General features: G+C 61.1%; 22 protein-coding genes. 11 read left to right on the top strand and 11 right to left on the bottom strand.

Annotation, left to right across the window (positions count from 1 at the left end; all coding sequences use genetic code 11):
* Nucleotides 1–42 precede the first annotated feature (42 nt).
* Nucleotides 43–1,281 carry a hypothetical protein gene (locus tag I2I05_RS12965; RefSeq protein WP_196282676.1) on the bottom strand — a complete coding sequence of 413 codons (1,239 nt, stop codon included), beginning with the start codon at nucleotides 1,279–1,281 and terminating at the stop codon, nucleotides 43–45.
* A 312-nt stretch (nucleotides 1,282–1,593) separates the two neighbouring features.
* Here I2I05_RS12965 and I2I05_RS12960 point away from each other — a divergent pair, with 312 nt between their 5' ends.
* Together I2I05_RS12960 and I2I05_RS12955 are read left to right on the top strand one after the other, a co-directional pair.
* Complete coding sequence (locus tag I2I05_RS12960; RefSeq protein ID WP_196282675.1) at nucleotides 1,594–2,184, top strand: PH domain-containing protein; 591 nt, start codon at nucleotides 1,594–1,596, stop codon at nucleotides 2,182–2,184.
* A gap of 251 nt (nucleotides 2,185–2,435) precedes the next feature.
* Nucleotides 2,436–3,269 carry a transglutaminase-like domain-containing protein gene (locus I2I05_RS12955; RefSeq protein ID WP_196282674.1) on the top strand — a complete coding sequence of 278 codons (834 nt, stop codon included), beginning with the start codon at nucleotides 2,436–2,438 and terminating at the stop codon, nucleotides 3,267–3,269.
* Between the two features lie 153 nt (nucleotides 3,270–3,422).
* Here the strand turns inward: I2I05_RS12955 and I2I05_RS12950 are convergent, their stop codons facing one another.
* Entirely contained in the window at nucleotides 3,423–4,004 is a 582-nt protein-coding gene (locus I2I05_RS12950) for a redoxin domain-containing protein (protein WP_196282673.1), read from the bottom strand.
* Nucleotides 4,005–4,044: 40 nt separating this feature from the next.
* Nucleotides 4,045–4,737 carry a 4'-phosphopantetheinyl transferase family protein gene (locus I2I05_RS12945; protein WP_196282672.1) on the bottom strand — a complete coding sequence of 231 codons (693 nt, stop codon included), beginning with the start codon at nucleotides 4,735–4,737 and terminating at the stop codon, nucleotides 4,045–4,047.
* Nucleotides 4,738–4,851: 114 nt separating this feature from the next.
* Between I2I05_RS12945 and I2I05_RS12940 the strand changes: the two genes are divergently transcribed.
* The 7 genes from I2I05_RS12940 to I2I05_RS12910 all read left to right on the top strand — a co-directional run bounded on the left by I2I05_RS12940 (nucleotide 4,852) and on the right by I2I05_RS12910 (nucleotide 14,661).
* On the top strand, nucleotides 4,852–5,790 hold the full coding sequence (locus I2I05_RS12940; RefSeq protein ID WP_196282671.1) for a WD40 repeat domain-containing protein: 939 nt from the start codon (nucleotides 4,852–4,854) through the stop codon (nucleotides 5,788–5,790).
* A 76-nt stretch (nucleotides 5,791–5,866) separates the two neighbouring features.
* A complete protein-coding gene (locus tag I2I05_RS12935) occupies nucleotides 5,867–6,967 on the top strand; it encodes a DivIVA domain-containing protein (RefSeq protein ID WP_196282670.1) in 1,101 nt (366 codons plus the stop codon).
* A 167-nt stretch (nucleotides 6,968–7,134) separates the two neighbouring features.
* A complete protein-coding gene (folB, locus tag I2I05_RS12930) occupies nucleotides 7,135–7,509 on the top strand; it encodes a dihydroneopterin aldolase (RefSeq protein ID WP_196282669.1) in 375 nt (124 codons plus the stop codon).
* Between the two features lie 188 nt (nucleotides 7,510–7,697).
* Nucleotides 7,698–8,120 (top strand): BlaI/MecI/CopY family transcriptional regulator, encoded by a 423-nt coding sequence (locus I2I05_RS12925; RefSeq protein ID WP_196282668.1) that lies wholly within the window; start codon nucleotides 7,698–7,700, stop codon nucleotides 8,118–8,120.
* Nucleotides 8,107–11,034 carry a M56 family metallopeptidase gene (locus tag I2I05_RS22150; protein WP_196282667.1) on the top strand — a complete coding sequence of 976 codons (2,928 nt, stop codon included), beginning with the start codon at nucleotides 8,107–8,109 and terminating at the stop codon, nucleotides 11,032–11,034. The genes I2I05_RS12925 and I2I05_RS22150 overlap by 14 nt, the downstream gene beginning before the upstream one ends.
* A gap of 205 nt (nucleotides 11,035–11,239) precedes the next feature.
* A complete protein-coding gene (locus I2I05_RS12915) occupies nucleotides 11,240–13,795 on the top strand; it encodes a DUF5916 domain-containing protein (protein ID WP_196282666.1) in 2,556 nt (851 codons plus the stop codon).
* 377 nt (nucleotides 13,796–14,172) lie between these two features.
* Nucleotides 14,173–14,661 (top strand): hypothetical protein, encoded by a 489-nt coding sequence (locus I2I05_RS12910; RefSeq protein WP_196282665.1) that lies wholly within the window; start codon nucleotides 14,173–14,175, stop codon nucleotides 14,659–14,661.
* On the opposite strand, the gene meaB is transcribed toward I2I05_RS12910, so the two are convergent.
* A complete protein-coding gene (gene meaB, locus I2I05_RS12905) occupies nucleotides 14,645–15,649 on the bottom strand; it encodes a methylmalonyl Co-A mutase-associated GTPase MeaB (protein ID WP_196282664.1) in 1,005 nt (334 codons plus the stop codon). The two genes, I2I05_RS12910 and meaB, sit on opposite strands and share 17 nt — an antisense overlap.
* A gap of 145 nt (nucleotides 15,650–15,794) precedes the next feature.
* Between meaB and I2I05_RS12900 the strand changes: the two genes are divergently transcribed.
* Entirely contained in the window at nucleotides 15,795–17,207 is a 1,413-nt protein-coding gene (locus I2I05_RS12900; RefSeq protein ID WP_196282663.1) for a DUF5723 family protein, read from the top strand.
* A 13-nt stretch (nucleotides 17,208–17,220) separates the two neighbouring features.
* On the opposite strand, the gene I2I05_RS12895 is transcribed toward I2I05_RS12900, so the two are convergent.
* The 3 genes from I2I05_RS12895 to I2I05_RS12885 all read right to left on the bottom strand — a co-directional run bounded on the left by I2I05_RS12895 (nucleotide 17,221) and on the right by I2I05_RS12885 (nucleotide 20,574).
* On the bottom strand, nucleotides 17,221–18,312 hold the full coding sequence (locus I2I05_RS12895; RefSeq protein WP_196282662.1) for a WD40 repeat domain-containing protein: 1,092 nt from the start codon (nucleotides 18,310–18,312) through the stop codon (nucleotides 17,221–17,223).
* Nucleotides 18,313–18,414: 102 nt separating this feature from the next.
* Nucleotides 18,415–19,740: a glycosyltransferase family 87 protein gene (locus I2I05_RS12890; protein WP_196282661.1), complete on the bottom strand. Its 1,326-nt coding sequence runs from the start codon at nucleotides 19,738–19,740 to the stop codon at nucleotides 18,415–18,417.
* A 48-nt stretch (nucleotides 19,741–19,788) separates the two neighbouring features.
* Complete coding sequence (locus tag I2I05_RS12885) at nucleotides 19,789–20,574, bottom strand: L,D-transpeptidase family protein (protein ID WP_230688316.1); 786 nt, start codon at nucleotides 20,572–20,574, stop codon at nucleotides 19,789–19,791.
* A 300-nt stretch (nucleotides 20,575–20,874) separates the two neighbouring features.
* Here I2I05_RS12885 and I2I05_RS12880 point away from each other — a divergent pair, with 300 nt between their 5' ends.
* The gene (locus I2I05_RS12880) at nucleotides 20,875–21,540 is read left to right on the top strand and encodes a DUF2461 domain-containing protein (protein ID WP_196282660.1); all 666 of its coding nucleotides are present in this window, start codon (nucleotides 20,875–20,877) and stop codon (nucleotides 21,538–21,540) included.
* A 119-nt stretch (nucleotides 21,541–21,659) separates the two neighbouring features.
* On the opposite strand, the gene I2I05_RS12875 is transcribed toward I2I05_RS12880, so the two are convergent.
* The 4 genes from I2I05_RS12875 to I2I05_RS12860 form a co-directional block, all read right to left on the bottom strand.
* A complete protein-coding gene (locus tag I2I05_RS12875) occupies nucleotides 21,660–22,172 on the bottom strand; it encodes a DUF6702 family protein (protein ID WP_196282659.1) in 513 nt (170 codons plus the stop codon).
* A gap of 33 nt (nucleotides 22,173–22,205) precedes the next feature.
* Complete coding sequence (rseP, locus tag I2I05_RS12870) at nucleotides 22,206–23,549, bottom strand: RIP metalloprotease RseP (protein WP_230688315.1); 1,344 nt, start codon at nucleotides 23,547–23,549, stop codon at nucleotides 22,206–22,208.
* Nucleotides 23,550–23,679: 130 nt separating this feature from the next.
* A complete protein-coding gene (locus I2I05_RS12865) occupies nucleotides 23,680–24,846 on the bottom strand; it encodes a 1-deoxy-D-xylulose-5-phosphate reductoisomerase (RefSeq protein ID WP_196282658.1) in 1,167 nt (388 codons plus the stop codon).
* A 54-nt stretch (nucleotides 24,847–24,900) separates the two neighbouring features.
* Nucleotides 24,901–25,608, bottom strand: a complete 708-nt coding sequence (locus tag I2I05_RS12860; RefSeq protein ID WP_196282657.1) for a GAF domain-containing protein — start codon at nucleotides 25,606–25,608, stop codon at nucleotides 24,901–24,903.
* Between the last annotated feature and the right edge of the window lie 100 nt (nucleotides 25,609–25,708).

The following is a 25,708-nucleotide window of genomic DNA, read 5'->3' as shown; positions in this document are numbered from 1 at the left end:
GCCTGCTGGAACTTGTGCGCCCGGCGGCCCACCGTTTCCGCGTCAGCCCGCTATAGTTTGCCGGGCTACCCGCTCAAAAAAGGGCATCCGATGAAGCGCCGCAAATTCCTGGATTTGGGCTAGCAGCGGCGGTACCGCAAGCACGTTGGTTGCGGCCGCAAAATGCAACTCTACGAGCCGAATGTGCACTTGGTAATAGTCGAGCAGCCAGCTGTGGCTTTCTAGCTGGAAGAGCGTGTGCAGTCCTTCGACGCGGGCGATGCCGTGCTGGGTACGGAGCTGCGCCACAGCCTGAAATGCCCGCAGCAGTTCGTTGAATACGTTGTGCTCGAGCGTGGCCAGCTCTGGAAATTGGGCGTTGGTAAAAGTCAACCAGTCCAGCAGCGGAGCAAACTGACCGGTGAGGAACAGGGCCTCGGCCACGTGAAAGTGGTAGCCGGCAGGGAAGAAGTTGTAGAACGCGGGCAGGGCGGGCGCCGGGGCGGCCGAGGGTTGCGCTTCCTGTCGCAAGCGGGCTAGCAGCGCCTCTGGCACGGGCAGCGCGGGCGCATCAAACCAGCAGGAAACGATTTCCGCAAAGGCGCGCCGCCCGCGGGGAAAAGCGTGGACTTCGGCCGGCACGGGCAGGGCGAGCAAGTGGGCCAAACGTTGGCGCCAGGCGGGTTCGTTTTCGGCCAGAAATTCACCCAAAAACAGCATGCAATGGCCAAAGAGTTGCGCTTCGGCCGTGTGCTTGTGGTGGAGGTAAGCAGCTATTACCTCGCCATAGGCCCCGTTGAGGTGGGTTAAATCGACGAATGACTCCACAAAATACTCCTGGCCGGCGGGGTGCGCTGCTAGCCGAAGGGCCAGGGGCACGGCAGAGCCGTGGGGCGTTGTCGGGCGCGTAACCCGCCCCAGAAAGTAGCCCAGCAGCAGCCGCTCCGGGCAGGCCAGCTGCTCCATGGCCAGCAGTTCCGGAATGTCAGTGGGCGCCTGGGCCGCGCCGGAATCGGTGTTTGCCCAGGCAGCAACTGCCCGGCCAAAATCCTCGAAATTGGCGTGGCCGGCGTAGCGGGCCAGGGTATCGAGCGTGTGCAGGTGGTAGCCACCTTCTTTGCCCACCAATCCAAAAAAACGGCGCAGGGTGCTTGGACTCAGGCGCCGGGTGCCAGTGCCAGCACCTTTTTGAAGTTCGGCCTCCAGCGCATCGCAGTGGCTGGGATAAAGGAGCGGCTGCCCGAAGCGCGCCGCAACGGCATTGCGGAGGGCCAAATGCAGGCAGGGGGAAATGTTAGGCAAACGGGTAGAGCCATGGGTGAAAGGCCAAATAAAAAGAAATTTTTGGCCTTTGGGCCGGTGGCACTCGTCCGGTCACCTTTGTGCTACTTGCTATAAATCCGATGATTAGCCAGTGGATTGCTCGGCCGTGCAGCTGCTATCCTCCTCACAGCCTGCTGTTGCATCCGCTGCCCGCGCTCCAGCACAACTGGGCTGGCCAGCGCCAAAAAAAGAGTAAAAATTTTGTAGCCGCTACCACGCATGAGCACCGAAAGAGGGAAAAATAGACCATCCTCAACGATACCATTTTCTTTGGATTTCGTATTTATTATAATGGCACCGTTTGTTAAACTTTTAACCGAAGGCCAAGACCGCGACGCAGTTGAGAAGCTGTTGGGGAAGACCACTGGTCTGCTCGAAGCCGGCGAGACAATTGAGCACGTCGCGGTGCAATGCAAGCCGTTGTTCAATGCCTTCCCCGATGGCATTGCCGTCACTTCCAAGCGCATTATTTTTTGCAAGCTCAAAAATTTTGGCTTGACTGTGGAGTTTAAAACCTATCCGTGGCACGAGGTAGTGGGAATGTACCTGAAGGATGGCCTGCAGGGAGCCGACTTCACGGTGAAAACGGCCAACATGTCCGAAACCATGGGGTATCTGCCCCTGGCGCAAGCCCAGAAGCTGCACCAGTTCGGCTTGGCCCGGCAGCAGGAAGCCCACGAACAGCGCCCCCGTAATCTGGGAAATTCGCGCCTGGGTGGGGGAGGAAGTGCCAGCAGTACCCCGGCTTCGGGCCGGCCAGAGGCCAACTCCAACGAGCACGACACGGCGCTGAAAATGAGCCAGCTCGCGATGATGCTCAAGTATCGAATCATTAACCAAGCCGAGTACAACGAGCGGCGATTGGCGCTGTTTTCGGCGTAGCAGCCGATGCGTTGCTTTTTTACCGCAATAGTGCCTTGTTCTGTCAGGACAAGGCTTTTTTATTGCCCAGTCCTTGCGTTTTGAGCCGTTTAATTGATTTGGTGCGGGGCGGGGCAAACAGCGGCTGAACGGCTAAGCCGCTGGCCGTGAACAAATCGAACTTGTTGCGGCAATGTGCGCGTTGAAAAAATGCTCGAATGGCCCAAAAACCGCTTAAGGGCGTAAATTTGCCTTGCCGTTCTACCTGCGCAATGACGAACAAAGAAATCAAAGCTCTTATTTCCCTGCTCGACGACCCGGAAGTGGCGCAGCAAATCCAGGATAAAATCCAGAACCTGGGCGAAAGCATCATTCCCTTTCTGGAAGAATCGTGGGAGGAAACCCTGGATTCGCAGCAGCAGCAGCGCCTGGAGGACTTGATTCACCATCTGCAATTTGAAGGCCTGCAGCAGCGCCTGCGCGTGTGGCGCGAGGCCGGCGCCACCGATTTGCTCGAGGGCATGTGGCTGCTGAACACCTACCAGTATCCCGATGCCGACTACCAAGCCCTGAACCGTGCCATCGAGCAGCTGCGTTTTGAAGCCTGGACCGCCATGCGTCCCGAAATGCACCCCGCCGACCAAGTGCAGGCCCTGAACTACGTCATGTTCCGGGTCCACAAGTTTGCGGCCAACACCCAGCATTTTCACTCGCCGGCCAATTCCATGCTGCAGCGCGTGATTGAAACCAAGCGCGGCAACCCGCTCACGCTGTGCGTGATTTACCTGCTGGTAGCCCAACGCCTGCACCTGCCGGTTTTTGGGGTGAATTTGCCCAATTTGTTCGTGCTCACGTTCCGGCCCGAACTGCCCGGCGCTGAGCCGTTCTACATCAACTGCTATAACCGCGGCCTGGTGCTCTCGCGCACCGATATTGAGCATTACGTCAGCCAACTCAATATTTCCTCGAACCCGATGTTCTTTGAGCCCTGTACCAATTTGGACATCGTGCGCCGCGCATTGCGCAACCTGCAAATGAGCTTCGAGAAGTTGCAGGAACCCGTGAAAGCCGCTGAAGTGGCGGTGCTGTTGAGTATTCTGGAATAGCAAAAGCTTCTTCAATAGTCGTCCCAACTCTCCGCTCCAATTCAAGAAGCCTCACTCACCAAAAAAGCCCCGACTCTAGGCAGAGGCGGGGCTTTTTATTGCGAAAAAGGAAAATAACTGCCGTCGTCCGGCTCGCAATCAAGCAGCGAATTGTTACCGCTTAATCAAGCAGCCGGCGGCGCGTTTGTCGGCGATGCCAGCGGGGCGGCCGGCCAGCACGTTATCTAGCACTTGCTTGAGGTAAGCTTGCTGCACGCTGCCCGCCATTTGGGGGTTGTCGTCGATGGCACCGCGGTAGCGAATGGCGAAGCCGCCGGCGGTGGGCTGCAGCACCACGGCTTCGGCAGTTTTGCTCACGCCCAACAGGGCGCTCACTTGCTGGCTGGCGTCGGTGAGGGTGGGCAGCTCTACTTCGCCGGGGGCGGCGGTGCCGGGCGCGTCAAGGTTGATGGGGACGTTGATAAAGAGAAACTCCACGCCCTTGCTGCGGTAATTGTTGCTAAGCGAGGCCAGCCGCTCCTGGTAGAGGCGGGAGAAGGCGCAGGCGGGATTGAGGAACACGACGACCACGGCTTTGTTGCCGGCGTAGTTTTTCAGGGAAACGTTGGCGTTGGCGGCGGTTTTTAGGGTGAAGTCGGCAATGGTAGTGCCGCTTTGGGCGCGGGCCACGCCCACTGCCAGCGTGCCGGCCAGCAGGGCCATGGCGGCGATGATAGAAATTCGGCGAAAGGACATGGCGGGAAGGTAAAGCATGATGAAAAAAAAGCGCCGTCGGTTACGGGTTGGGTTCGTGGCAAAAGGTGAGCACATAGCCAGGCGCGGGTTGGTAATAGCAAATGCAGTGCCGCGTCTCGGCGCCGTCTAATACCAACGTGCCGGGGATTTCACCGGATTCTTCCGGAACGAAAGAACTCAGCAAGAGTTGTTTCTTGAAAATAATGCCGCGCTGCGCAGCCAGCTTGTAAAGCGTCTCTTTGGCGCTCCAGAGGCGGGTGTAGTGCATATGGGCGGTATCGGGCGCGGCTTGGGTGGCCGCCCGGGCATCGTCGTACTCTGCCGCACTCAGAAACTTACTGGCCAGCCGTTGGGCTTTGTCGCGAATTACTTCGACATCAACGCCTGCCCGGCTTCCTTGGGCCACCACCGCCGCCACCCACTCGCCCGAGTGGGAAAGGGACAAGGTGAGGGGCTGGGCCTCCACACCCGACAACCACGGGCGGCCGGTTGCATCGTTTTGCACCACTAGGCCGTCCTGTGCCGCGCCCACAAGCTTCCAAAGCAGCGCGTGCGCCAACACCCGCCCGGCCAGCCACTGCGCCTGCCGCACCGCATCGGCGGTAGTAGGCATCAGGGTTTGGTACGTGGTGGCCTGGGGCAATTGGGCCCACAGTTCGGCCGGGGGCTCGGTGAGCTGCCACAGGCCCAGCACGGCGGTAGAGGAGAGGTGCTGAAGGGAGTGAAGCGGCATTGCGAAATGGGCAGAATGGGTACCGGTTGCTGGGATGGGCAAAGGGCTGCCACTGTATTGGCAGGAGCTACTTAAACCAACAACTGCCCGCGAAGCTACCTTTGCGGCACCCGTATGTCCGAGATTTTCCGCCCGCCCGTTACTAAAATCGCCACATTGGCTGGCCACCGCGACGCGGTGTATGCCCTGACGGGCGGCTCGGCGGGCACCGTTTACTCCGGCAGTGCCGATGGCATGGTGGTGGGCTGGGACGCCACTGACCCCGCCCGCGACGGCGAGCTGCTGGCGCGGGTTGAAAACTCGGTGTATGCCTTGCGGCACCTGCCGACGTTGAATTTGTTGGTTCTGGGGCACAATTTCCAAGGTGTTCAGGCCATCGACCTGGCCCAGCGGCAACTGGCGCATGCCACGGCGCTACCGCCGGTAGCCATCTTCGAAATGGTGTTTTCCGAAAGCCGCCAGCGCCTGTATGTGGGGCTGGGCGACGGCACCCTGGCGGTTTTGAGCGCGCCGGCTTTCAAATTAGAAAAACTCCTCCGCCTCACCAACAAAAGCCTGCGCAGCCTAGCCCTGCACGAGGGGCGCGGCGAATTAGCCGTGGGCAGCTCCGACACGCTCACCCGAATTCTGGACCTGGATTCGCTGGAAACCAGATTCACGCTGGGCGAAAGCACCAATTCGGTTTTTTCGGTGGCCTATTCTCCCGACGGGACGCAGCTTTTTACGGCCGGGCGCGATGCGCAAATTCGCAGCTGGGATGTGGCCACGGGCTACGCGCTGGCCAGCACTGTGCCGGCCCACATGTACACCATCAACCACCTGGCTTTTAGTCCGGACGGGCGTTACCTGGCCTCGTGCAGCCTCGATAAGAGCATTAAGCTTTGGGATGCAGCCACCATGACCTTGCTGCGCGTGCTCGACCGTGCGCGCTCGGCCGGGCACGGTACTTCCGTGAACCGGGTGGTTTGGCCGGGCACCGAAAACCGGCTAGTTTCGTGTAGCGACGACCGCAGCCTGGCCGTATGGCAATTATCCGGGAGCGGTGAGGCCTGAGTAAGCAGCGTGGACCGTTATATTGTTTAATACCCTGAATTCGCGGCTGCCTGCGAACCGAAAACTGTTAATTAAAATGAAAATCACCGCCCTCGATATCCGCCAGAAAACGTTTGAAAAATCCTTCCGCGGGGTTGATAAAGACGAGGTGCAGGCGTTTCTGAATACGATTTCGCAGCAGTGGGAGCGGCTGGGCGACGAAAACCGCGAGCTGCGCCTCAAGCTCGAGCACGCCCAGCAAGATGTGCAGAAGATGCGCGAAGTAGAAAGCAGCCTCTACCGCACCCTCAAAACCGCCGAAGACACCGGTAACAACATCACCGAGCAGGCCCAGCGCGAGGCCGATTTGCGCATTCGCGAAGCCCAGTTTCAGGCCGAACAGCTCCTGAACGAGGCCCGCCTGCGCGCCCGCACCGTGGTGGACGAAGCCTACCAGCAGGCCGAAAAAACGGTGTCAGAAATGCAGCGCGAAGTAACCGGCCTGGGCCAGGAGTGCCAGCGCTTGGAGCAACAGCTCGACAGCCTGGCCCGCGACCTGCACCACCTCGCTTCCGACGCCCTGGACAAGGTGGAGAAAGCCCGCAACCGGCCCAAAGGCAGCACGGCGGCCATCCTTTCGCGGGCCGCGCGCGTACAGGTAGAGCGCCCGAAAGAACCGGTCGCTGAACCCATTCCTGAGCCCATTCCCGCCATGCAGGTTACTTCTTCCTCCGCCATTTCTTCGGCTGCTGCCGTAGCCGCGGCGGCCCCCGCCACGTTTGCTGCCGAGCGGCCCGTTTCGGAGCCAGCCGCCCGCGCGGCCCAGTCCGAAATCAAAGCTGAAATCAGCCAGCCGCTGGCTTACAACCCCAAGCCCGGCCAACAGCCCGACCCCCACACGGCCCCGCATCCGGATATTGAGCGCCCCGGCGCACCCGCCGAAAACCCCGGCATTTCGCCCGCGCCGCACATCGACCCGCCCGCGCCCGCGCAGGTGCCGCACCCCGGCGCTCCCCAAGTAGACCCCACCGAGCCCGAAATTCGCCCCATCGGGCCGGACCGGCCCGAAATCAATCCGCCGGCTCCCATGCACCCCGGCATGGAACACGCGGCAGTTGCCGAAAAGCCCGTAACCAAGGAAACGGCGGTGCCCATCGAGGCGGCAGTAGCCGAGAGGTCATTTTTTGACGAAATCTAGCCGCGGCTGTAGCCGGTTAGCCGGAGTTTGTCGCTGAAAAGCCCGAAAGCCTGCCCTTGTGGTGGGCTTTCTTTTTTATGCGCCGACCTTTGTCCTTGCGGAAGCACAGGAAGTGGCACTCGCGCTGCTCCCAACCCACCCGCACCTCAATTCAGAACACCAACAGCATGGGCCAAATCGCACTCGAAGGACTGGAATTTTTTGCCTTCCACGGCTACTACGACGAGGAGCAGAAAATCGGCAACAAGTACGGCGTGGACCTCTACATCACCACCAACCTGCTGGCTGCCGGCGAGTCGGACAAGCTGCACCAAACGGTAAACTACGAGGTGCTGTACCGAATGGTGGCCGAAGAAATGCGGGCCCCCGCTCGGCTGTTGGAACACGTTGCTCACCGCGTGCTCGACCGCATCATAGCCGAACTGCCCCACGTGCGCAAGGTGCGGGTCAGCGTGAGCAAGTTCAACCCGCCGCTGGGCGGCATCTGCCACCGGGCCCGGGTCACCTTGGTGCGGAAGCGCAAACAAGAGCCGGCTGCTTAAAGCCGCAGCGCCAACCCACCGAGGTTAAATTTTATTGAGGGGATAATTGATTGTTTGTCAATTTATTACTCCTGTAGCGGGTATTGCTACGAATTATTTCGTACGTGAGTGTTGCAACTACGAACTGTTTCGTAACATCTTTGCTTTATCCTACGAAATAATTCGTAGCAACCTCACGTTTTACCAGCATGAGCAAAGCACCTCCCAAACCTACGGATGCTGAATTGGAAATCCTAAACGTGCTCTGGCAGCACGGACCGGCCACCGTTCGGGCCATCAACGACAACCTGAGCCACCGGCGGCAAGCCGAGGTAGGCTACACCACCACCCTCAAAATGCTGCAGCTGATGCTGGAGAAGGGCTTGGTGCGGCGCGACGATGCCGACCGCAGTCACGTGTACCGGGCCGCCGTGCGCGAGCAAGAAACTCAGGGCTTGCTGCTCGATAAGTTCGTGGACGCCACCTTCGGCGGCTCGGCCATGAAGCTGGTGATGCAGGCCCTAGGCAGCCGCCAGACCTCCGCCGATGAGCTGGCGCAAATCCGCCGCTTGCTCAACGACATTGAAATTCAAAACTCCACCTCTAATCCCGACGACGATGAACGCGCTTGAGAATTTCGTTTCGCCCGCGCTGATGCGGGCTTTGGGTTGGACATTGCTGCACTCGCTGTGGCAAGGCGCCTTGGTGGCGGGCGTGCTGGCGGGCGGGATGCTCCTGCTGCGCCGGCAGCGCGCCGAGGTGCGCTACATTGCGTCGGCTGGGGCGCTGGGCGCGGTGGTGGCGCTGGCAGGCATCACGTTTGGGATTTATTTTAATTCGGGCGCGCAGAAGAATGTATTGCTGAGCGCCCCGGCGGTGAAATCCAATATGGTTTCTCCACCGAAACAGAAGAACCGGCCCGCTGCCAAAGCCCGCCCGATTCGCTTGGCTGCGGCGGAAGTGGAAACTCCGTTCTCTACCAGCGCCAACGGTGCGGCTTCAGCAACTAGCCTGCCGGAAGCACTGGCGTCTCCGGCTGTTGCCGCAACGTCGGCTTCAAGCAGCCCCGCGCGTCCTAGAGCGGCGTGGCTAACCGCGAGCCTACGCTATTTCGACAACCACCTGCCGCTGTTTGTGGTGGCGTGGCTGCTGGGCCTGCTGGCCATGAGCCTGCGCATGGTGGGCGGCCTGCTCTACGTGCAGCGGCTGCGGCACCACCGCGTGCGTCCCCTGGGGGCGGTGTGGCAGGCCCGGCTCACGGCTTTGGCCGAACGCAGCGGCGTGCGCCGGCCGGTGGCCCTGCTGGAATCGGCACTGGTGCAGGTGCCGCTGGTGGTGGGGCATTTGCGGCCCGTGATTTTGCTGCCCTTAGGCGTAGTGGCGGGCTTGCCGCCAGCCAGTCTGGAGGCCATCCTAGCCCACGAAATCGCTCACGTGATGCGCCGCGATTACTTGGTGAATTTGCTGCAAACCGCAGCCGAAGTCCTTTTCTTTTACCACCCAGCCGTCTGGTTTTTGGCCAACTGCGTGCGCACCGAGCGCGAAAATTGCTGCGATGACGCTGCCACAGCCCTGTGTGGCGGCGACTCGCTGCGGCTGGCCCGCGCCCTCACGGCCCTGGCCGAGTGGAGCCAAAGCGCCGTGGTGCCTGCCAACCCGCGCTTGGCCTTGGCGGCCATGGGCGGCCGTGGCGCCTTGCTAAGCCGCGTGCGCCGCCTGGTGCAGCGCCGCCCGGCCGCGCCCACCCTCGCCGAAGGCCTGATGGCCGGTGCTCTGGTGCTCGGCGGCTTGGGCTTGCTCGGTAGCAGTGTGGCCTTCGCCGGCCCTTTGACCGAGCCCGCCAAGCCGGCAGCTTTCGATTGGCAGGCCGGTTCAGCTCAGACGGCGCCAAAGGCCGTTGGAGCAGGCGATACCCTCAAATTTGTGAAGGTGTTGCCGGGCAGTAGCAATGCGGGGAGTTTACAGTCCAACGCCTTCGCATGGGAAGAAGACGGCCACCACTTGGTGGTGGTAAAAGATGAGTTTGGAGCCAACCGGCTGGTACTGGAGCAAGACACCTCCTTGCGCAACCGCACCATTCGCCGCCGGCCAGGCCGCGTGCGCGATAACCGCCGGGTTATTATCCGGAATGCCCCGGGCGTGGCGCCGCTTCGGAGCAATTCTTTTGAGCGCAACCCCGGCACCGTGGTCATTACCAAGGACAAAAAGGGGCGCCTGACCGACTTGGTGGTGAACGGCCAGCGCGTCGAAACCGAAACGGGCTCTGGCAAGCGCAAGCTGAAAATAAAGGACAAAGGCGGCAAAAAAGAGAAGAACCAACAATTCGAAGTAATTCGACTGGCCCCGCAAGGCTCGCCAGAGGTGGGCAGCTATATTTTCCGCGGAAATGGCGGCGCGGCGCAGTTTGAGCGCCGGGCACCGGGCACTGTCGAGTACCGGACACTGGAGCCAGGCCAGGGGCAGGGCGCCATCATTTACCGGGATGTGTTGCCGAAGGTTGAGCGGCTGAATGTTGAGCAGCTGAACCGATTGAATGGCAACTTCCGGGTGCTTACACCCCGCCTCAACCAGAACTTGAATGGCAACCTCGGCGCCCAGCGCGAAGCCCTGCGCACGGCCGAAAGCGCCCTGCGCGAAGCCAGTGCCGTGAAAAACCTGAGCACTGAGCAGCGCACGCGCCTCACCAAGCGCCTAGCCGAAGTGCGGGCCCAACTGAAAGCCACGGAGCGCAATGCCTCTTCGCCTCGCTTGCTGCGCCTCAATGGCAGTGAATTTGAGAACTTGAACGTGGACCTGGGCAATCAAGAAGAATTGCTGGAAGCGCTGCGCATGCGGCAGGAAGGCGGCCAGCAGGACCGCCAGGAAGTGGTGGTGCGCGAGCAGCGCCGCGAGGAATTGCAGGAGCGAATTCGGGAATCGCAGCGCGAACTGCGGGACCTGGACCGCGCCCGCAGCGAGCGCAGCCGCAGCAACGAAGAGGCCATGATTGCAGAACTGCAAAAAGACGGCTTGATTAAAGACCGGAATAATTTCCAGTTCAAGCTCACGGCCAAAAGCTTGGTGGTGAACGGCAAGGAGCAGCCCAAAAAAGTGCTGGAGAAATACCTGAAGCTGTACGAAACCACTTCCGGCCGCAAAATGGGCCCCAACAGCACGATGACGCTGAGCCGCAACGGCGACGCAAACGATGGAACGGCGCCCACGCCTCCGGCGCCGCCGCGCGCCCCTCGGGCCCCACGTTCCGGCGCCGGTTTTAATGGCCCGGCCGCTCCTATGGCGCCCCCGGCCCCGGCTGCTTTCCAGGCGCCGGCGCCCCCCCGGCCTCCCAAGGCTCCTAGCGTGGATACCAAGCAGCTGAGCGACGAATTGCGCAAAGACGGCCTGATTGGCCAAACCGACAGGAGCTTTCAGATGCAGCTCAATGACGCCGGACTGACCGTAAACGGCAAGCGCCAGTCGGATGAATTGGCCGCGAAGTACCGCAAGCTGGTGGGCCACGACCGGTCCGGCCAGGTACACAACCTATCGGTTTCCTTCGACGATTAATACCCCGAAGCCCTGCAAAGGCCGGCATTCCCAAAGAATGCCGGCCTTTCTGTTTTCAGCCCATCGAAATTAACCCGAAGCATTAGGCTGTAGCAAGCAACTTTCGGACCTTTGCCTCATCTATGGGCTTACCCAATATTTAGTGTTCTGAAGTAGGTATATGCGTTGTTTTTTACTGGTTTGTTGGTTAGGGATTTTTGCGAACATGGCCCACGGCCAACAGGTGCCGGCGCCCATTTCGGCTGCCACCGACGCCGCCAAGCCGGCTCCCAAGCGCCAGCTCCAGGCCGTGCGCATCAACACGCCTCTCAAGCTCGATGGCATGCTCGACGAAGCCGTATGGCAGACTGCGCCCATTGCCTCGCAGTTTTACGAGCTGGAACCCACGCCGGGCCGCCCCGAAAAATACCCCACCGAGGTGCGCATTCTCTACGATGACGCCGCGATTTACGTGGGCGCCATCATGCACGATGTGTCGCAGGATTCCATCCTGCGCGAGCTCAGCGCCCGCGACAACATTGGTAATTCCGACTGGTTTGGCGTGTTCATCGATACCTACAACGACCACCTAAACGGCTACGAATTCCTCTTGACGCCGGGCGGGGTGCAAGTAGACCTGCGCAACTCGCCCGCCACCGGCGAAGACGGCAACTGGAACGCCGTGTGGGACTCGCGCACCACCTTGCAGGGCACCGATTGGGTGGCCGAAATGCGCATTCCCTTCTCGGCCATTCGCTTCAGTAAAGCCGATGAGCAAGTGTGGGGGCTGAATTTTGGCCGGCAGCGGCGCAGCACCCGCCAGAAGTTTTTCTGGAACGAGGTGAAGCCCCAGGTGTCGGGTTTTGTGAACCAGTGGGGCGAGCTCACGGGCCTGCGCGACCTCAAGCCGCCGTTGCGCCTTTCGCTCACGCCCTACGTGTCGAGCTACGTCAACCACTTTCCCTTCAACGAGCAGGGCAAGAAAAACACGAGCACGAGCTTCAACGGCGGGGCCGACGTGAAGTGGGGCATCAACGAAAGCTTCACGCTCGACGCCACGCTCGTGCCCGACTTCGGCCAGGTGCAGAGCGACAACCAGGTGCTCAACCTCTCGCCCTTCGAGGTCCAGTTCACCGAAAACCGGCAGTTCTTCACCGAAGGCACGGAGCTGTTCAACAAGGGCGGGCTGTTCTACTCGCGCCGGGTCGGGGCCACGCCCATCGGCTTCGGGCAAGTGACCGGGCAGCTGCGCCGGGGCGAGCGCCAGGCCGACGGCAGCCGGCGCGGGGGCGAGTTCGTGGTGGAGAACCCGGGCGTGACGCGCCTGCTCAACGCCACCAAGGTCTCGGGGCGCACGAGCAAGGGCCTGGGCGTGGGCGTGTTCAACGCGCTGAGCAACGACGTCTACGCCACGGTGCAGGACAGCACCAGCGGCGTGCGCCGCGACGTGCTCACCCAGCCCTTTGCCAACTACAGCATCGTGGTGCTCGACCAGAGTTTGAAGAATAACTCCTTCGTGAGCCTCATCAACACCAACGTCACGCGGGCCGGCAGCACCTACGACGCCAACGTCACCGGCGGCCTGTTCCGCTTCGCCAACAAAGCCAACGCGTATGCCATCAACGGCCAGGTGGTCTATTCGAACCGCCGCGGCACAAACTTCAATTCGGACCAGAAAATTACCGACCAGGACGGCTATAAGTACTACCTGAATTTTGGTAAAATCAGCGGCAACTTCACGTGGAGCGTCGACCACGGTATCGAGTCGAATACTTACAACCCCAACGACTTGGGCATTCTGTTCAGCAACAACAACGTGACGCAGTCGCTCAATGCGAACTATAACATCTACAAGCCTTTCTGGAAGGTAAACAACCTGCGGACCTACGGCAGCGTGGAGTATTCGCGGCTGCAAAAGCCCTTTTCCTACCAGAGTACCGTCTTGTATTTGGGCGGAAATACCACCTTCACCAAAAACTTCCTCACCACCGGCCTCGACCTGGATGCCGCGCCGGTGACCCGCGACTATTTCGACCCGCGCCGCTCGCCCATCGGCCGTTATTTCGTGCGCAAACCCACCAATTTTGCCCTGAACGGCTTTTTGTCCTCTGATTACCGCAAGAAATTTGCGTACGATGTCCGGTACGGCGCGCGCTTTTTTGCCGCCGACGGCGACCGCACCGACCGCAAAACCTTAGCCCTGAGCCTGAGCCCGCGCTACCGGGCCAGCAACCACCTCAGCTTCATCTACCGGGTTGACTACGAGTGGCGCCGAAACCAGATTGGGTACGCGGGCGGCCTCAACGAACGCATTGCCGAAGACGCCGCCCTCCAAACCAGCTTTGGAGGCCGCAACGGCGACGTGCTGCTGGGCCGCCGCCACGTCACCACCGTCACCAACACGGCCACGGCCACTTACACGTTCACCAACCGCATGTCGTTCAATATCCGTGCGCGGCACTACGTGAGCAATGTGCATTACCGCGACTTCTCTCGCCTGCGCCCCGATGGCGTGGAAACGGCCGTGGACTACGGACGCAACCGCGACAACACGTACAACGCCTTCAACGTGGACGCGGTGTACTCGTGGTGGTTTGCGCCCGGCTCGCAGGTGAGCGTGGTGTGGAAGAACGCCAGCGCCGACGAGTTATTCGCCGAGCGGGCCACACCGCAGTACTTCGATAACTTCAACAGCACCATCAACACGCCGCACAACAACTCCGTGTCGGTGAAGGTGCTTTACTACCTCGACTACCTTACCCTGCGCCCTCGCCGCAGCTAGCGAACAGGGACTATAGGAGTTTTCGTGACCGATATTTTGGATGCCCGTGGCCTTTTTGGTCGCGGGCTTCTTTGCTTTCGAGCGGTTTGCAGTGTCACTTTTGGTGAAGTGTCTTGCCGGCATTGTGGAGGGCCCGCGCCAGCAGGTGTTCATAATCGAACAAGTGCCCGGCCGCGAACACATTTATAAAGAAAAGTTATACCAAGTTATCGGGTAATGATTTGAAATGCAATTGGTTGTAAAATTGGCATAACGTTGGAATTTACCCTGATGCCCCTGGGTGGCAGATGCTCGAAACCGGACACGAGCATTTGCCTTGCGCCGGCCTAGCCAGGGGTATGTTTCCCATCCTTCACCATCCCTTTTTTCTGATTGTCATGAAAACTTCCTTCATCCGTCCCGTTGCCCAGTCCTTTGCTAACGTAAAATCTACCACACACCGCGCTTTAGGCGCTGCCAAGGCCGGCCGGCCGGTGCTCTTCGGCCTGTTGGGGCTGGTTGCCCTCGGCATGGCCAGTTCTGCCCACGCCGAGAGCAACCAGCCGGTGCAAGTGACGCAGCCCGACGCCCAAAGTCTGCGGGTCCGCATCAACAATGCGACCAACAAGGCGGCCACGCTGCGGGTAATTAAGCTGGACAACGGCAGCTGGATACTCAACGAAATCCACAAGGAACCGGCTTACGGCACCTTGCTCAAATTCAATGACCTGCCCGTTGGGCGCTACGCCGTTGTGCTGCACGTGGGCCCCAACCGCTACCGCTACGAAGTGCAGGTAGCGGCCCCAACGCCCGGCGCCACCACCATTGCCGTGCGCGAAACCATGACGCGCCGCGTGGAAAGCGGGCTGGCTACTGCGGCCTTGTAGCGCCGGCGGGCAAGCCCAGCAATTCCGTGGCCGCTGCGAAGGGTGTCAGCCTTCCGGCGGCCACGGCTTGTTGCACGGCAGGTAGGCGGAGGCGCACGGCCGCATCGGCATAAAACCGGGTTTCCAGCTCTTGCACGATGCTCTGGTGCAGCCATTGCAACTGCTGCTGCTGCCGCCGCTGCTGGAAATAACCGCTTGCCTGCGTAGCCGCGGCATAGTGTTCAATTACCTCCCACACTTCTGTTAAGCCGGTTCCGCTCACTGCCGACGTGAGCAGCACCGGCTGCACCTGGCCCGACGGCGACGGCGGAAACAGGTGCAGTGCGCTCTGGTAGTCGACGCGGGCGCGGCGGGCGGCCTGCTCGTTGCCGTGGTCGGCCTTGGTGATGCACAGGGCATCGGCCATTTCCATGATGCCGCGTTTGAGGCCCTGGAGCTCGTCGCCGGCCCCGGCCAGCAGCAGCAGCAGGAAAAAATCGACCATGCCGTGCACCGTGGTTTCGGACTGGCCCACGCCCACGGTTTCCACAAAAATGACGTCGTGGCCGGCTGCTTCGCACAAGAGCAGAGCTTCGCGCGTGGCCCGCGCCACGCCGCCCAGGCTGCCGCCGGCGGGGGAGGGGCGGATGAACGCCGCCGGGTGGGCCGAGAGCCAGGGCATCCGCGTTTTATCGCCCAGAATGCTGCCGCCGCCGCGCTGGCTGCTGGGGTCCACGGCCAGCACGGCCAGTTTCTTGCCCAACGTTTCAACTAAATACCGGCCCAGCGCCTCAATGAACGTGCTTTTGCCCACGCCCGGCACGCCCGTGATGCCCACCCGCAGGCTGCGGCCCGTGTGGGGCAGCGCGGCCTGTAGCACTCCCTGCGCCAGGGCTTGGTCGGCGGGCAGGGTGCTTTCGACCAGTGTGATGGCGCGGCCCAGCACCGTGCGGTTGCCGGCCAGAAGGCCGGCGGTGTACTCGGCGGCAGAAAGTCGTTTGGGAGGCATAGATTAGAACGGGCGGCATCGGCCCGCTGGCAAAGCAACACGCTAAGCGCCGAATTGCACGGCGGCGGCTTATTTTACGCATTCAATACGGCAAGCTAACCGGTAGGAAGGCCTCGCCAAAGCGTATGCCGACTTCCCGCGCCCTATGAACCCACTTCGCCTCTTGCCCCTGGCCGCTTTGCTGGCCCTGCCCGCTGCCGTGTGGGCCCAAATCGAGCCTAGTAATTTTTCGGCTACTGGCCGGGGCGGCGTCATCAACACCTTTGCGCCCGGCTATCAGGCCATCGGCGTTAACCCCGCCAATCTGGGCCGCGAGGGCGAGTCCACCGTTTCCTTCACCATCGGCGAGCTGGGCCTGGGCGTGGGGTCGCGCTCACTGAGCAAGACCTTGTTTGAGCGCATCATTTTCGAGCGTACCCAATCGGTGGGCCCGGCCGAAAGGGCGGAACTGGTGGACGGCTTTTCGGGGGATAATGCCTTTAATTTTAACCTCGACGCCACCAGCCTCGGCGTTTCCGTGGCGTTGCCCTATGGCCTGGGCGGGCTGGCCTTCAGCAACCGCCAGCGCATGAGTGCCCACCTGGCCATGAACCGCAACGCGGCCGATGTGATTGTGAACGGCAAGAATGCCGCCAGCATCCAGCCGTATTACCCCACCACGGGCACGGCCGCGCTACCGCCCCCGCTCTTGTCCGAGTTTCTGGACGGCACGGCTATTCAATTGGCTTGGACCAGCGAGTACAACATTTCCTACGGCATGCTGGTGGTGGACAAGCCCGGCGTTAAGCTCACGGCCGGCGCGGGCTACCGCTACATTCAGGGCATCGGTATTGCCGATATCCGGGCGGAAGACGGGAAATTGGATGCTTACTCGGCCCTCTCGCCCATCTTCGGCATCAATTACGGCTCCTTAACCAGCAGCCCCAACTTCAACTACGAAACCGGTTCGGGGCTGAACCCGGTGGGCCGCGGCCACGGCTACGACCTGGGCCTGGCGGCCGAAGTGGGCAAGTTCATGCGCTTCGGTGTTTCCGTCACCGACCTCGGCTCCATGACCTGGAAGGGCAACGTGGTGACGGCGGCCGACCAAGAACTGAAGGCTACTACTGCTACGGGCATCGACAGCTACGACGTACTGAAAGAAGTAGTCGACCAGTTTGACACCAACGAAACCAACCTGTTCGACTACGACGCCCAGCAGAAGCGCAAAGCCGATTTGCCAGGCAAGCTGCGCGTGGGCGTGGGCGTGCGCATCAGCAGCCTGTTCGAGGCCGGGATTGACTTCACCGCGCCCCTTAATAAGGTTTCCGGTAACTTGACTTCGCCTTTTATGGGGCTGGGGGTTGATTACAAGCCCGTGCGCTGGCTGCGTTTGAGCAGCGGCGTGAGCGGCGGCGCGGGCTACGGGGCCAACTTCCCGCTGGGTGTCACGCTAGTCACGCCCATTTGGGAGGCGGGGGTAAGCTCGCGCGATGTTCTCGGGTACTTAAGCGAAAAGTCTCCTCACTACTCGTTGGCGCTGGGCTTTCTGCGCTTCAATATTGGCCGGAAGGAATAACGTAAGGGGCTACTTACGGCACCACCACAAAGGCTGGCAGGCCCAGTTTGCTGCGCCGGCCGGCTAGTTTCAACCCTTCGTCCACGTATTGGCATTCCTTGCCCAGCGCGTTGGGGTTCTGAATAACGCCCAGGTTCGGGTTGTCTTCGCGGGCCACGTAGATGCGGCCATCTGGCCCGCGCTGCAGGGCGCCGATTTTGCGGTTGGCCGATTTCCCAACCAGCGTTTTGTCTTTGGTTTTGAGGTCGAACTGCCAGATTTCGGTTTGGCCGCCGCCCACGCCATTGCAGGTGCCGTAGAGCTTGCTGCCATCGGGTGAGAACTCCACGCCATACGCTTCGGCGTAGGGCCCGAAGCTGCTCGGGTTGCTCACCTTGCCGGTGTTGCGGTCAAAATCATAGACTTCAAACTTGTTGGTTTCGCGCCAGAGCGCCGCGGCCAAGCAGCGGCCGTCGGGCGAGAACTTCAGGGCGCCGATGGCGTTGCGGCCGGGCCCGGCGTTCATGCTGCCCACGTTGCTCATGATGGGTTTGCCGCTCACGCCATCGGGCGTGACGAGGTAGGACACGAAGGCGTTGGAATTCCAGCGGTGGGCCACCACCCAGGTATCGCGGCCGTTGGTGTGGCGCACGGCGGCCAGCTTCTCAGCCACGGGCTGAATGAGCAGCAGGTTCACGCGGGGCAAGTCGCCGAAGCCGTCGTCGCGGGTCATGTCCACGATGGAATAGCGCAGGCCGTTGGGCGTGCCCTGCGGCGCCACCGTGAAGATGTAGAACACATTGCCCGCGCCCGGGTCGGGCACGATGAGGGCCGATTGGGTGCTGCTGCCGCTGCCCATGAGCTTGCGGCCGTTGGGCATGGGCTGGTGCTTGCGGTTCCACACGGTTTCGCCGTTGGTGTAGAACAGCAGCTCGCCTTTGGCCGTGGTGGCCACGGCGCAGCCCTCGTAGGTGGTCATTTTGCCGTTGTTGAGCGGCTTGGGCGCGTTGCCTTCCGCGAAGGTCAGGCCGGCTTGCTGGCCGAAATACCAGATGTCGGTGGGCCGCTGGGCGCGGGCCGTGAAGGCCAACAGTAAAGGAAGAAAAGCGAGAAAGAGGCGTTTCATAAGAGAAAGAAGCAGCGTATAATCGGGCTAAACGAAAAAACCGTGCCGAGTCGTGTTTGCGCTTTGCCGGAACTCATCAGCCCGGGACCGGCCGCGTTGGGCTTACTTATTCGGGAAGGTCCGCACCGGCCTTGTCAGCAACAATACCAAAACCCCCAGCAGCCCCAACGGCACCAGGAAATACACAAAATGCAGCGCCACTGGGTTGCCCAGTGCCAAAGCTAGGCCGTTAAGAGGCAGCAGCAGGGGCAGCACCAGTACCAGCAGCAGCCATCGCAGCGGCTTGGAAAGCGTAGGGGCAAATGCCAGCAGCGCCAGCAACAGCACGGCATCGTAGTACAGGTGATACGTGGTGAGCAAAGTGAGCGTGCTGAGTACCAGAAACAGATACCAATCGGCTAGTGGGGCACTGCGCTGCCGCAGCCAGAGTAGCCGCAGCCCGGCGGCCAGCCACAGCGCCCCGTGCAGCACCGGATGCCAGGCACTGCTGCCCGGCCGCAGCCATTCCAGCACATTGCCCAACTCCACCCGCAGCGTCATGCCTTGGGTAAGGGGATAGTCGGGGTCAGCGGGGTCGAATGATTGGGCGCGCACCTGCCCCACCAAGTGCTGGTAAGTGGGCAACAATTCGGCCGGCGTACCGGCCCAATGCCACGCCACGACGCTCAGCAGCGCTACTATGCCGGCTGCTACAACCAGTGGCAACCACTGCTTTTTCCACATAAACCACGCGGCAAAAGGCAAGAGCAGTGTCACCTTGAAAGCGGCGAATCCCAGCAATACACCGGCCAGGACAGCCGGCCACGCCGATGGGTTGATAGATGGATTTTGGAAAACTATACCAGTAGAATCATGCGTCTCCGTGGCGCTGCTCAGCCGTGGCAAGTACCGGCAGGCCGTCCTGTGGCCCACGGCCAGCGCACCCACGCCTAGCGCCAGCGCCGCAAAAGTGGGTTGCCCCGTGAGCAACGCCGGAACAGTGCCTTTCAGGGCCAGGGCAGCCAGCAGGAAGTGCCACCACTGCATCTGTTTCCCCGATTCGGATTGCAAAATTTTCGGCCACAGCCAGCCCAGCAACATTAGGCTCAGGAGTGCCAGCGCGCCCCACAGCGGCCACGCCAAGGCATACGGCAGTTGCCCCACGGTACCACCAAACAAGGCCGCTGCCCACGGCGGGTACAGAAACGGCAGGTTGGGCAGGCCGGGCTGGGTGCGGCTGGTTAGGTTTTCCTGCTGCACGATGCGCTGCCAGCCGCGTTTCAGCGTAGCGTCGTCGTAGGGGTTTTGGCCGGCCCGCAGCACGGCCTGGCCCACGTAGCAGGTTCGGAAATCCATGGCTCGGTCGGCATCGGGGCGGGGTTCGCGCAGCACCCGGCTCAGGTTGAACAAGGCAATCAGGACCAGGAAAAGCAGGAGGAAACGCGGCACGGCGGCAAGTTAACCACGGGCGGGCCGGGTACTACGGCTCATCATGCGCTATTCGCTTGCCACAAGCCGCGCGGGCGCCGCCTGCACGTCGTGGTGTTTTTCAAAGTGCGCGTAGCCCGACATCAACCCCCGCCAAAAGGCGACATGTGGGCTATTTGGGCGTTTGGATAGCTCTTTTTCGGTGATGGGAAACGGGAAGATGTGCACCGGAATAGCCGCCTGCCCCGCCGCCCGCGCCGCCACCGCCAGCAGGTATACTTCCTCGATGCCGGCGTCGGTGATGGGCAGGCAGCCAATGGTGACCTCCCCGCCGTGGATGAAAATGTCGCCGCCGGGCTGGGGTTCGCCCAGCGCCCGGTCGGCGGCGTTGGGGTAGTTCAGGCCCAGCGAAAGGTGGTAGTCGCTCTTTGGATTAAAGCGGTCGATTTCGTAGAAGCCTTCCGGCACTTGGCGGTCGCCGGCGCGGCGTTTGGGCCCCAGCTTGCCGGAGGTCGCCGCCAGCGGATAAGTCTGTAGTAGCTCGAACGGCCCTCTGTTCTGGTTGCGGGCCCACACCTCCAGCTCCCGGTTGGTTTTGATGACGCGCACCATGATTTCCAGGCGCCGGGCGTCGAGGTAATGGGTGCGCAGCAGGTTGGCCACACCTGGCCCGACGGCCTCGTACGCCACCCGCACCCGTGGAAACCGCAGCTGCTGCCGCCAAAAATCCGCCTGAGCCGTGCCCGCCAGATTGCCGGTGCCCGCGGCCTCTTCGGTGGGCGTGGTGCAGGACTGCGCCAGCAGCTGCGTAATGGACAAGAGCACCAACAGGCAGCACGACAACCGACGCAACATAACCACAACCAAGAAAAGGTGAATGGCCCTACAACGGCATTCAGGTGTTTCTATTTTGTGCGCTACTGGTTTTGCTATTCATCTATTCAGCGGGGTGGTTTATGAAGCAGGACCTTCTGCGCCAGCTGCTGAACAATAAACAGCTCCGGCTATTTAGAAAATAGTTCGGTGTTTTGCAGCAGCGAGTGATGGGTCCATTATTCAGCACTTGCAACCTTCCAATTACCCGTGCCCGAGCCTTTGGTTCGACCGTCCCCTTCCTGATTAGGACGGCGGATGTGCCCTTCCTGAAATCACCCCATGCAGCTCAAACCCCTCTTCACTTTCCTCACGGGCCTGGCCAAGCACAACGACCGGCCCTGGTTCCAGGAGCGCAAACCTACCTACGACCAGTTGCGAAAGCAATTTGAAGAGGACGCCGAATTCTGGTTTCAGGAATTGGGGAAGCTCGACCCGGCCATCGCTGGTCCGCAAGGCCGCAAAAGCATCTTCCGCATCTACCGCGACGTGCGCTTCAGCAACAACAAGGACCCGTACAAGACGCATTTTTCGGCCTACTTCACCGCCAGCGGCAAGGATATTGAAACGCCGGGCTATTACGTCCAGGTGGGCCCCAACGGCAGCACGCTCATCGGCGGCGGGCTCTACGTGCCCGATAAAACGCAGCTAGCCGCCATCCGTCAGGAAATCGATTACAACGCCGACGAACTCAAAGCCCTGCTGGCCGCGCCCGATTTCCAGCGCTACTTCGGCGGCATGAGCGGCGATAAGCTGAAGAAATCACCCGCCGCCTACTCTGTCGACCACCCCGAAATCGAACTGCTCAAGCACAAATCCTTCACCGCAGCCCACCAAATGCCGGATGAAGAGGTGCTGAACCACGCCGATTTTCGGGCGCTTGTGCCGGAGGTGTTCCGGGCCATGGTGCCGTTTTGCCAGTTTCTGCGTCGGGCCGTGGCGCCGTAGAAGCGGCTCGGCGTAATCATTAAACCCAAAAACGCCTGAAGCTGCTCTTGCTTCAGGCGTTTCTTGGTTCTGTCTTAATACCTCTCTGGTGCGCGCAGTAGCGCGGAGCGCCTCCGGCGTTACCAGGTCAGCAACTCTTGTTCGTGGCCGGCGCGGAACAGCACACTCTGCTTTTTATCGCCGGCCTCGACGTTTACAATGTTCATCTGGTCGCCAAATACGTCGAGCAGCATGGCTTGGCGCAATTGCACGCCGCCTACCGGACCCGGTAGCATCACTTTGCAATAGAGCCAGTAGCCATCCTTTTCCTGCTGCAATCCCAGCACCTGGAGTGGGAGCAGAGCGCCCGCGGCGGTGCTAAATTTGAGGGTGCGCTGCAGGTAGGCAGTAGTGAGGGCCAGGGGGCGCGGGCCCGGTTCGCTCAGGTTCACCGGGGCGGGTTGGCCCTGTGAAAGTGCCTTCTCAAAGTCGTCGGTAAACACCTTGACCGCTACCTCCAACTGCTTTTTGCCGGCGTTGTAGCGCAGCTCCATCAAACTGGAATGGTAGGCGTGCAACGCCCACGCCGAGGTGGCCAACAGGGTGAGAGCGGCCAGGGCCGTGAGGAAGCGCATCGGGAACCGCACGTTCATAGAGAGGAGCTGTGAGAAGCGGCAAGAAGCTGCTTAAAACAACTTCATTACCTGCTTAAATATCATGACGTAAGCCATCAGGGCCAGAATAAGAACCGTGCCAACGCGTTGGGCGCCTTCCATGATTCTATCCGAAGGCTTGCGGCGCGCAATCATTTCATAGAGCAGGAACACCACGTGGCCGCCGTCGAGGGCCGGAATGGGCAGCAGGTTCATGAAGGCCAGCACCATGCTCAGGCCGGCGGCCAAACCCCAGAAGTGCTGCCAGTCCCAGGTACCGCCGAATTGCTGGGCTATTTCCACGGGGCCGCCCAGGCTCTCCGAGGCCGAGATTTCGCCCCGGCCCATTTTGGCAAAAGCGCGGGCCTGCAGGCCAATCACGCCAAAAGCCTTGCTCACGCCCTGCGGGATAGATTCGGCAACGGAATAGCTGCGGGTGCCCAGTTTCAGGGTTGATTTGCGCTCGAAGCCGATGCGGCCCGACTCGCTCACCTCAATGGCAAGGGGGATGGGTTGGCCGTTGCGCTCCACAAGTACCGGGGTTTTCTTGCCCTTGTTGGCCAGCAGGGCGGCTTGCAGCTCGTCGAAGAACTGCACGGGCTGCCCGCCCACGGTGGTAATCTTGTCGCCGGCCTTGAGGCCCGCTTTAGCGGCGGCCCCACCGGCTACCACGCGCTCCACGGCGAAGGTTTCGCGGGGGCGCACCAGCAGGCTGTCGGCGCTTTGCTTGGCGAATTTGTCGAGGAAGTCCTTTGGGATGTTGATGTCGACCAACTGCCCGCCGCGCTCCACGGTGTAGAACGAGTTGGAGCCCATGATGACGTCGGGCTTGTACACGTCGTCGAATTCGGTGAAGGGCCGGCCGTTGATTTTTACAATCTTGTCGCCGGTCTGAAAGCCGATTTCGCGGCCGAGCCCGTTGGGCAAAATGCCGTAGCGTGCCTCCGTAGCCGGCAAAAAGACGTCGCCGTAGTGGAAGGTCATGGCCGCGAAAATTACAATGCCGGTGATGACGTTCATGATGATGCCGCCGAGCATCACCAGCAGGCGCTGCCAGGCGGGCTTGCCGCGGAACTCGTCGGGTTGGGGCTCGCCGGCCAGCATCGAGGCGTCCTGCGTCTCGTCAATCATGCCGTGAATTTGGACGTAACCGCCGAGCGGGAACCAGCCAATGCCGTATTCCGTCTCGCCAATCTTTTTCTTGACGAGCGCGAAGTTGGCCACGTTCGGCATCGGAAACAGGAAGTCGAAGAAGATGTAAAACTTATCGACCCGAATTTTAAAGAGCTTGGCGAAGGCAAAATGGCCGAATTCGTGCAAGCCAACAAGCAGCGAGAGCGCCAGCAGCAGCTGGCCAATCATGGTGAGAATTTCCAAGGGAAGGGTATTAATTATCGGTCATCCTGAGCGTAGCGAAGAACCTTATCACGCTAGCGCCTCAATGATTAGTAGTTCTGACAAAAGCCGCCGTGATAAGATGCGTCTTTCGTCAGCATGACAAAAGTTTTTACAGTAGCGTTTCCGCCACGCGGCGCGTTTCCGCATCGGTGGCCACTAAGTCAGCCAGCAACGGCTCTGCAAGGTACGAAACCCGTGCCAGGCACCCGGCCACCAAATCCGACATCTGCCGGAAGCCCACTTCATCGCGCAGAAACGCGGCCACGGCCACTTCGTTGGCGGCGTTGAGCACGCAGGGCGCGTTGCCGCCCCGCCGCATGGCCCCGAAGGCCAGCTCGAGGTTGGGGAAAGCGGCCCGGTCGGGGGCCTCGAAGGTGAGCGTGGGGTAGTCGAGAAAAGAAAAGCGCGGGAAGGTATTGGCCAGCCGCTGCGGGTAGCCCAGGGCGTATTGAATGGGCAGCTTCATGTCGGGCAGGCCCAGTTGGGCTTTCAGCGAGCCGTCCTGAAACTGCACCAGCGAGTGCACGATGCTTTGCGGGTGCACCACCACGTCCACCTGCTCATTGCCGAGGCCAAACAGCCACTTGGCCTCGATTACCTCCAGGCCCTTGTTCATGAGGGAGGCGGAGTCGATGGTGATTTTGGCGCCCATGTCCCAGTTGGGATGTTTCAGGGCCTGGGCCTTGGTCACTAGCTCCATTTGCTGGGCCGAGCGGCCGCGAAATGGACCTCCCGACGCCGTAAGAATGATTTTCTCGATGGGATTCGCCTCTTCTCCCACCAGGCACTGGAAGATGGCCGAGTGCTCGGAATCGACGGGTAGCAGGCGCACGCCGTGTTTTTTTACCAAACCCGTAACCAGTTCGCCGGCCACTACCAGGGTTTCCTTGTTGGCCAGGGCAATGTCTTTGCCGGCCCGGATGGCCGCCACCGTGGGCAGCAGCCCGGCGTAGCCCACCAGGGCCGTGAGTACAATGTCGATTTCGGGACGCGTCACCACGTCGGCCAAGGCAGCGGCGCCGGCCAGGACTTTGGTTTCGGGCTGGTTCGCCAGCGCCGCTTTGAGAAGTTGGTACCCACTGTCGTCGCCAATGACGACCACGGCGGGCCGAAACTCCTGGGCCTGGCGGGCCAGCAATTCCCACTGGCGATGCGCGCTAAGCACCGCCACCCGAAACCGGCCCGGCTGCTGCCGCACCACCTCCAGCGCCTGCGTGCCAATGGAACCCGTAGACCCCAGCAGGGCCAGCGTTTTCACCTTGTTGTTGTCAACCATAATGCTACGAACACAGAAACGCCGCAAAAGTAAGCCACCTCTGGCGGCCCGGAATTAAGTGCGGCGCAAGGTAGCGGCTACAAACTGGTCGATGGTGCCGACAATGTCGCCGGCCTCTTTGGCCACAGCGGGCGTCAGGGGCCCGTGCGTTGCCGGGGTCGCGCGGTTGGCCAGGGCCGTAAGCCGCGCCAACTGTTCGCCAATGGCCTTGTACACAATGTCCCAGAGCATGGCGGTGGCCCCGGCGTGCGCACCCAGCGTGCGGCGCAACTCCAGCAGGCGCATGACCAAGCCCGCCAACGTCTTCAGCAGCGTGCGTTCGGCGGGAGAAAACTGCCGGGGCGGGCCGTCGAACAGGCAAAGCGTGCCAATGTTGTGGCCATCGGGGGCGCGCAGGTTGTGCCCGGCATAAAAATTCAGGCCCAACTGCTGCACCAGAGAAATGTCGACCCCAGGAGCACTGGCTTTGTTCAGGTCCTCGAACACCGCCGTCTCTTCCTGCAAAATAGTAGCCGAGCACAGGCTTTGCTGGCGCGGAATCCGTTCAATGGCCACCGGCAGGTTGTAGGGCGCTTTAATTAGCACGGTGTCTTCCTCCACAATGGACAGCATGGCGTTGGAAACCCCAAACAACTGCGCGGCGGCGGCAGTCACGGCGTCCAACACCTTTTCGCTGCGGGCATCCAATAGTTGATAGCGCTCAAGCACCCGCAGGCGGGCAGCGTCATCAGCCGGAATCAAGGGAGTTATAGTTGTGCTCAATGCAAAGGACCAGTAAGAAGTGCATCGAAGCAGCACAGCGGTTGTGAGCTTGTACCCCCGAACAAGCCCGCGGGTTGCGCCACTTGGCGTTAATGTCAAA

Origin of the sequence: Hymenobacter jeongseonensis (assembly GCF_015694725.1) — a bacterium.
In the GTDB taxonomy this organism is placed as follows: Bacteria; Bacteroidota; Bacteroidia; order Cytophagales; family Hymenobacteraceae; genus Hymenobacter; species Hymenobacter jeongseonensis.
This window is presented reverse-complemented; position numbering and strand designations above follow the sequence as displayed.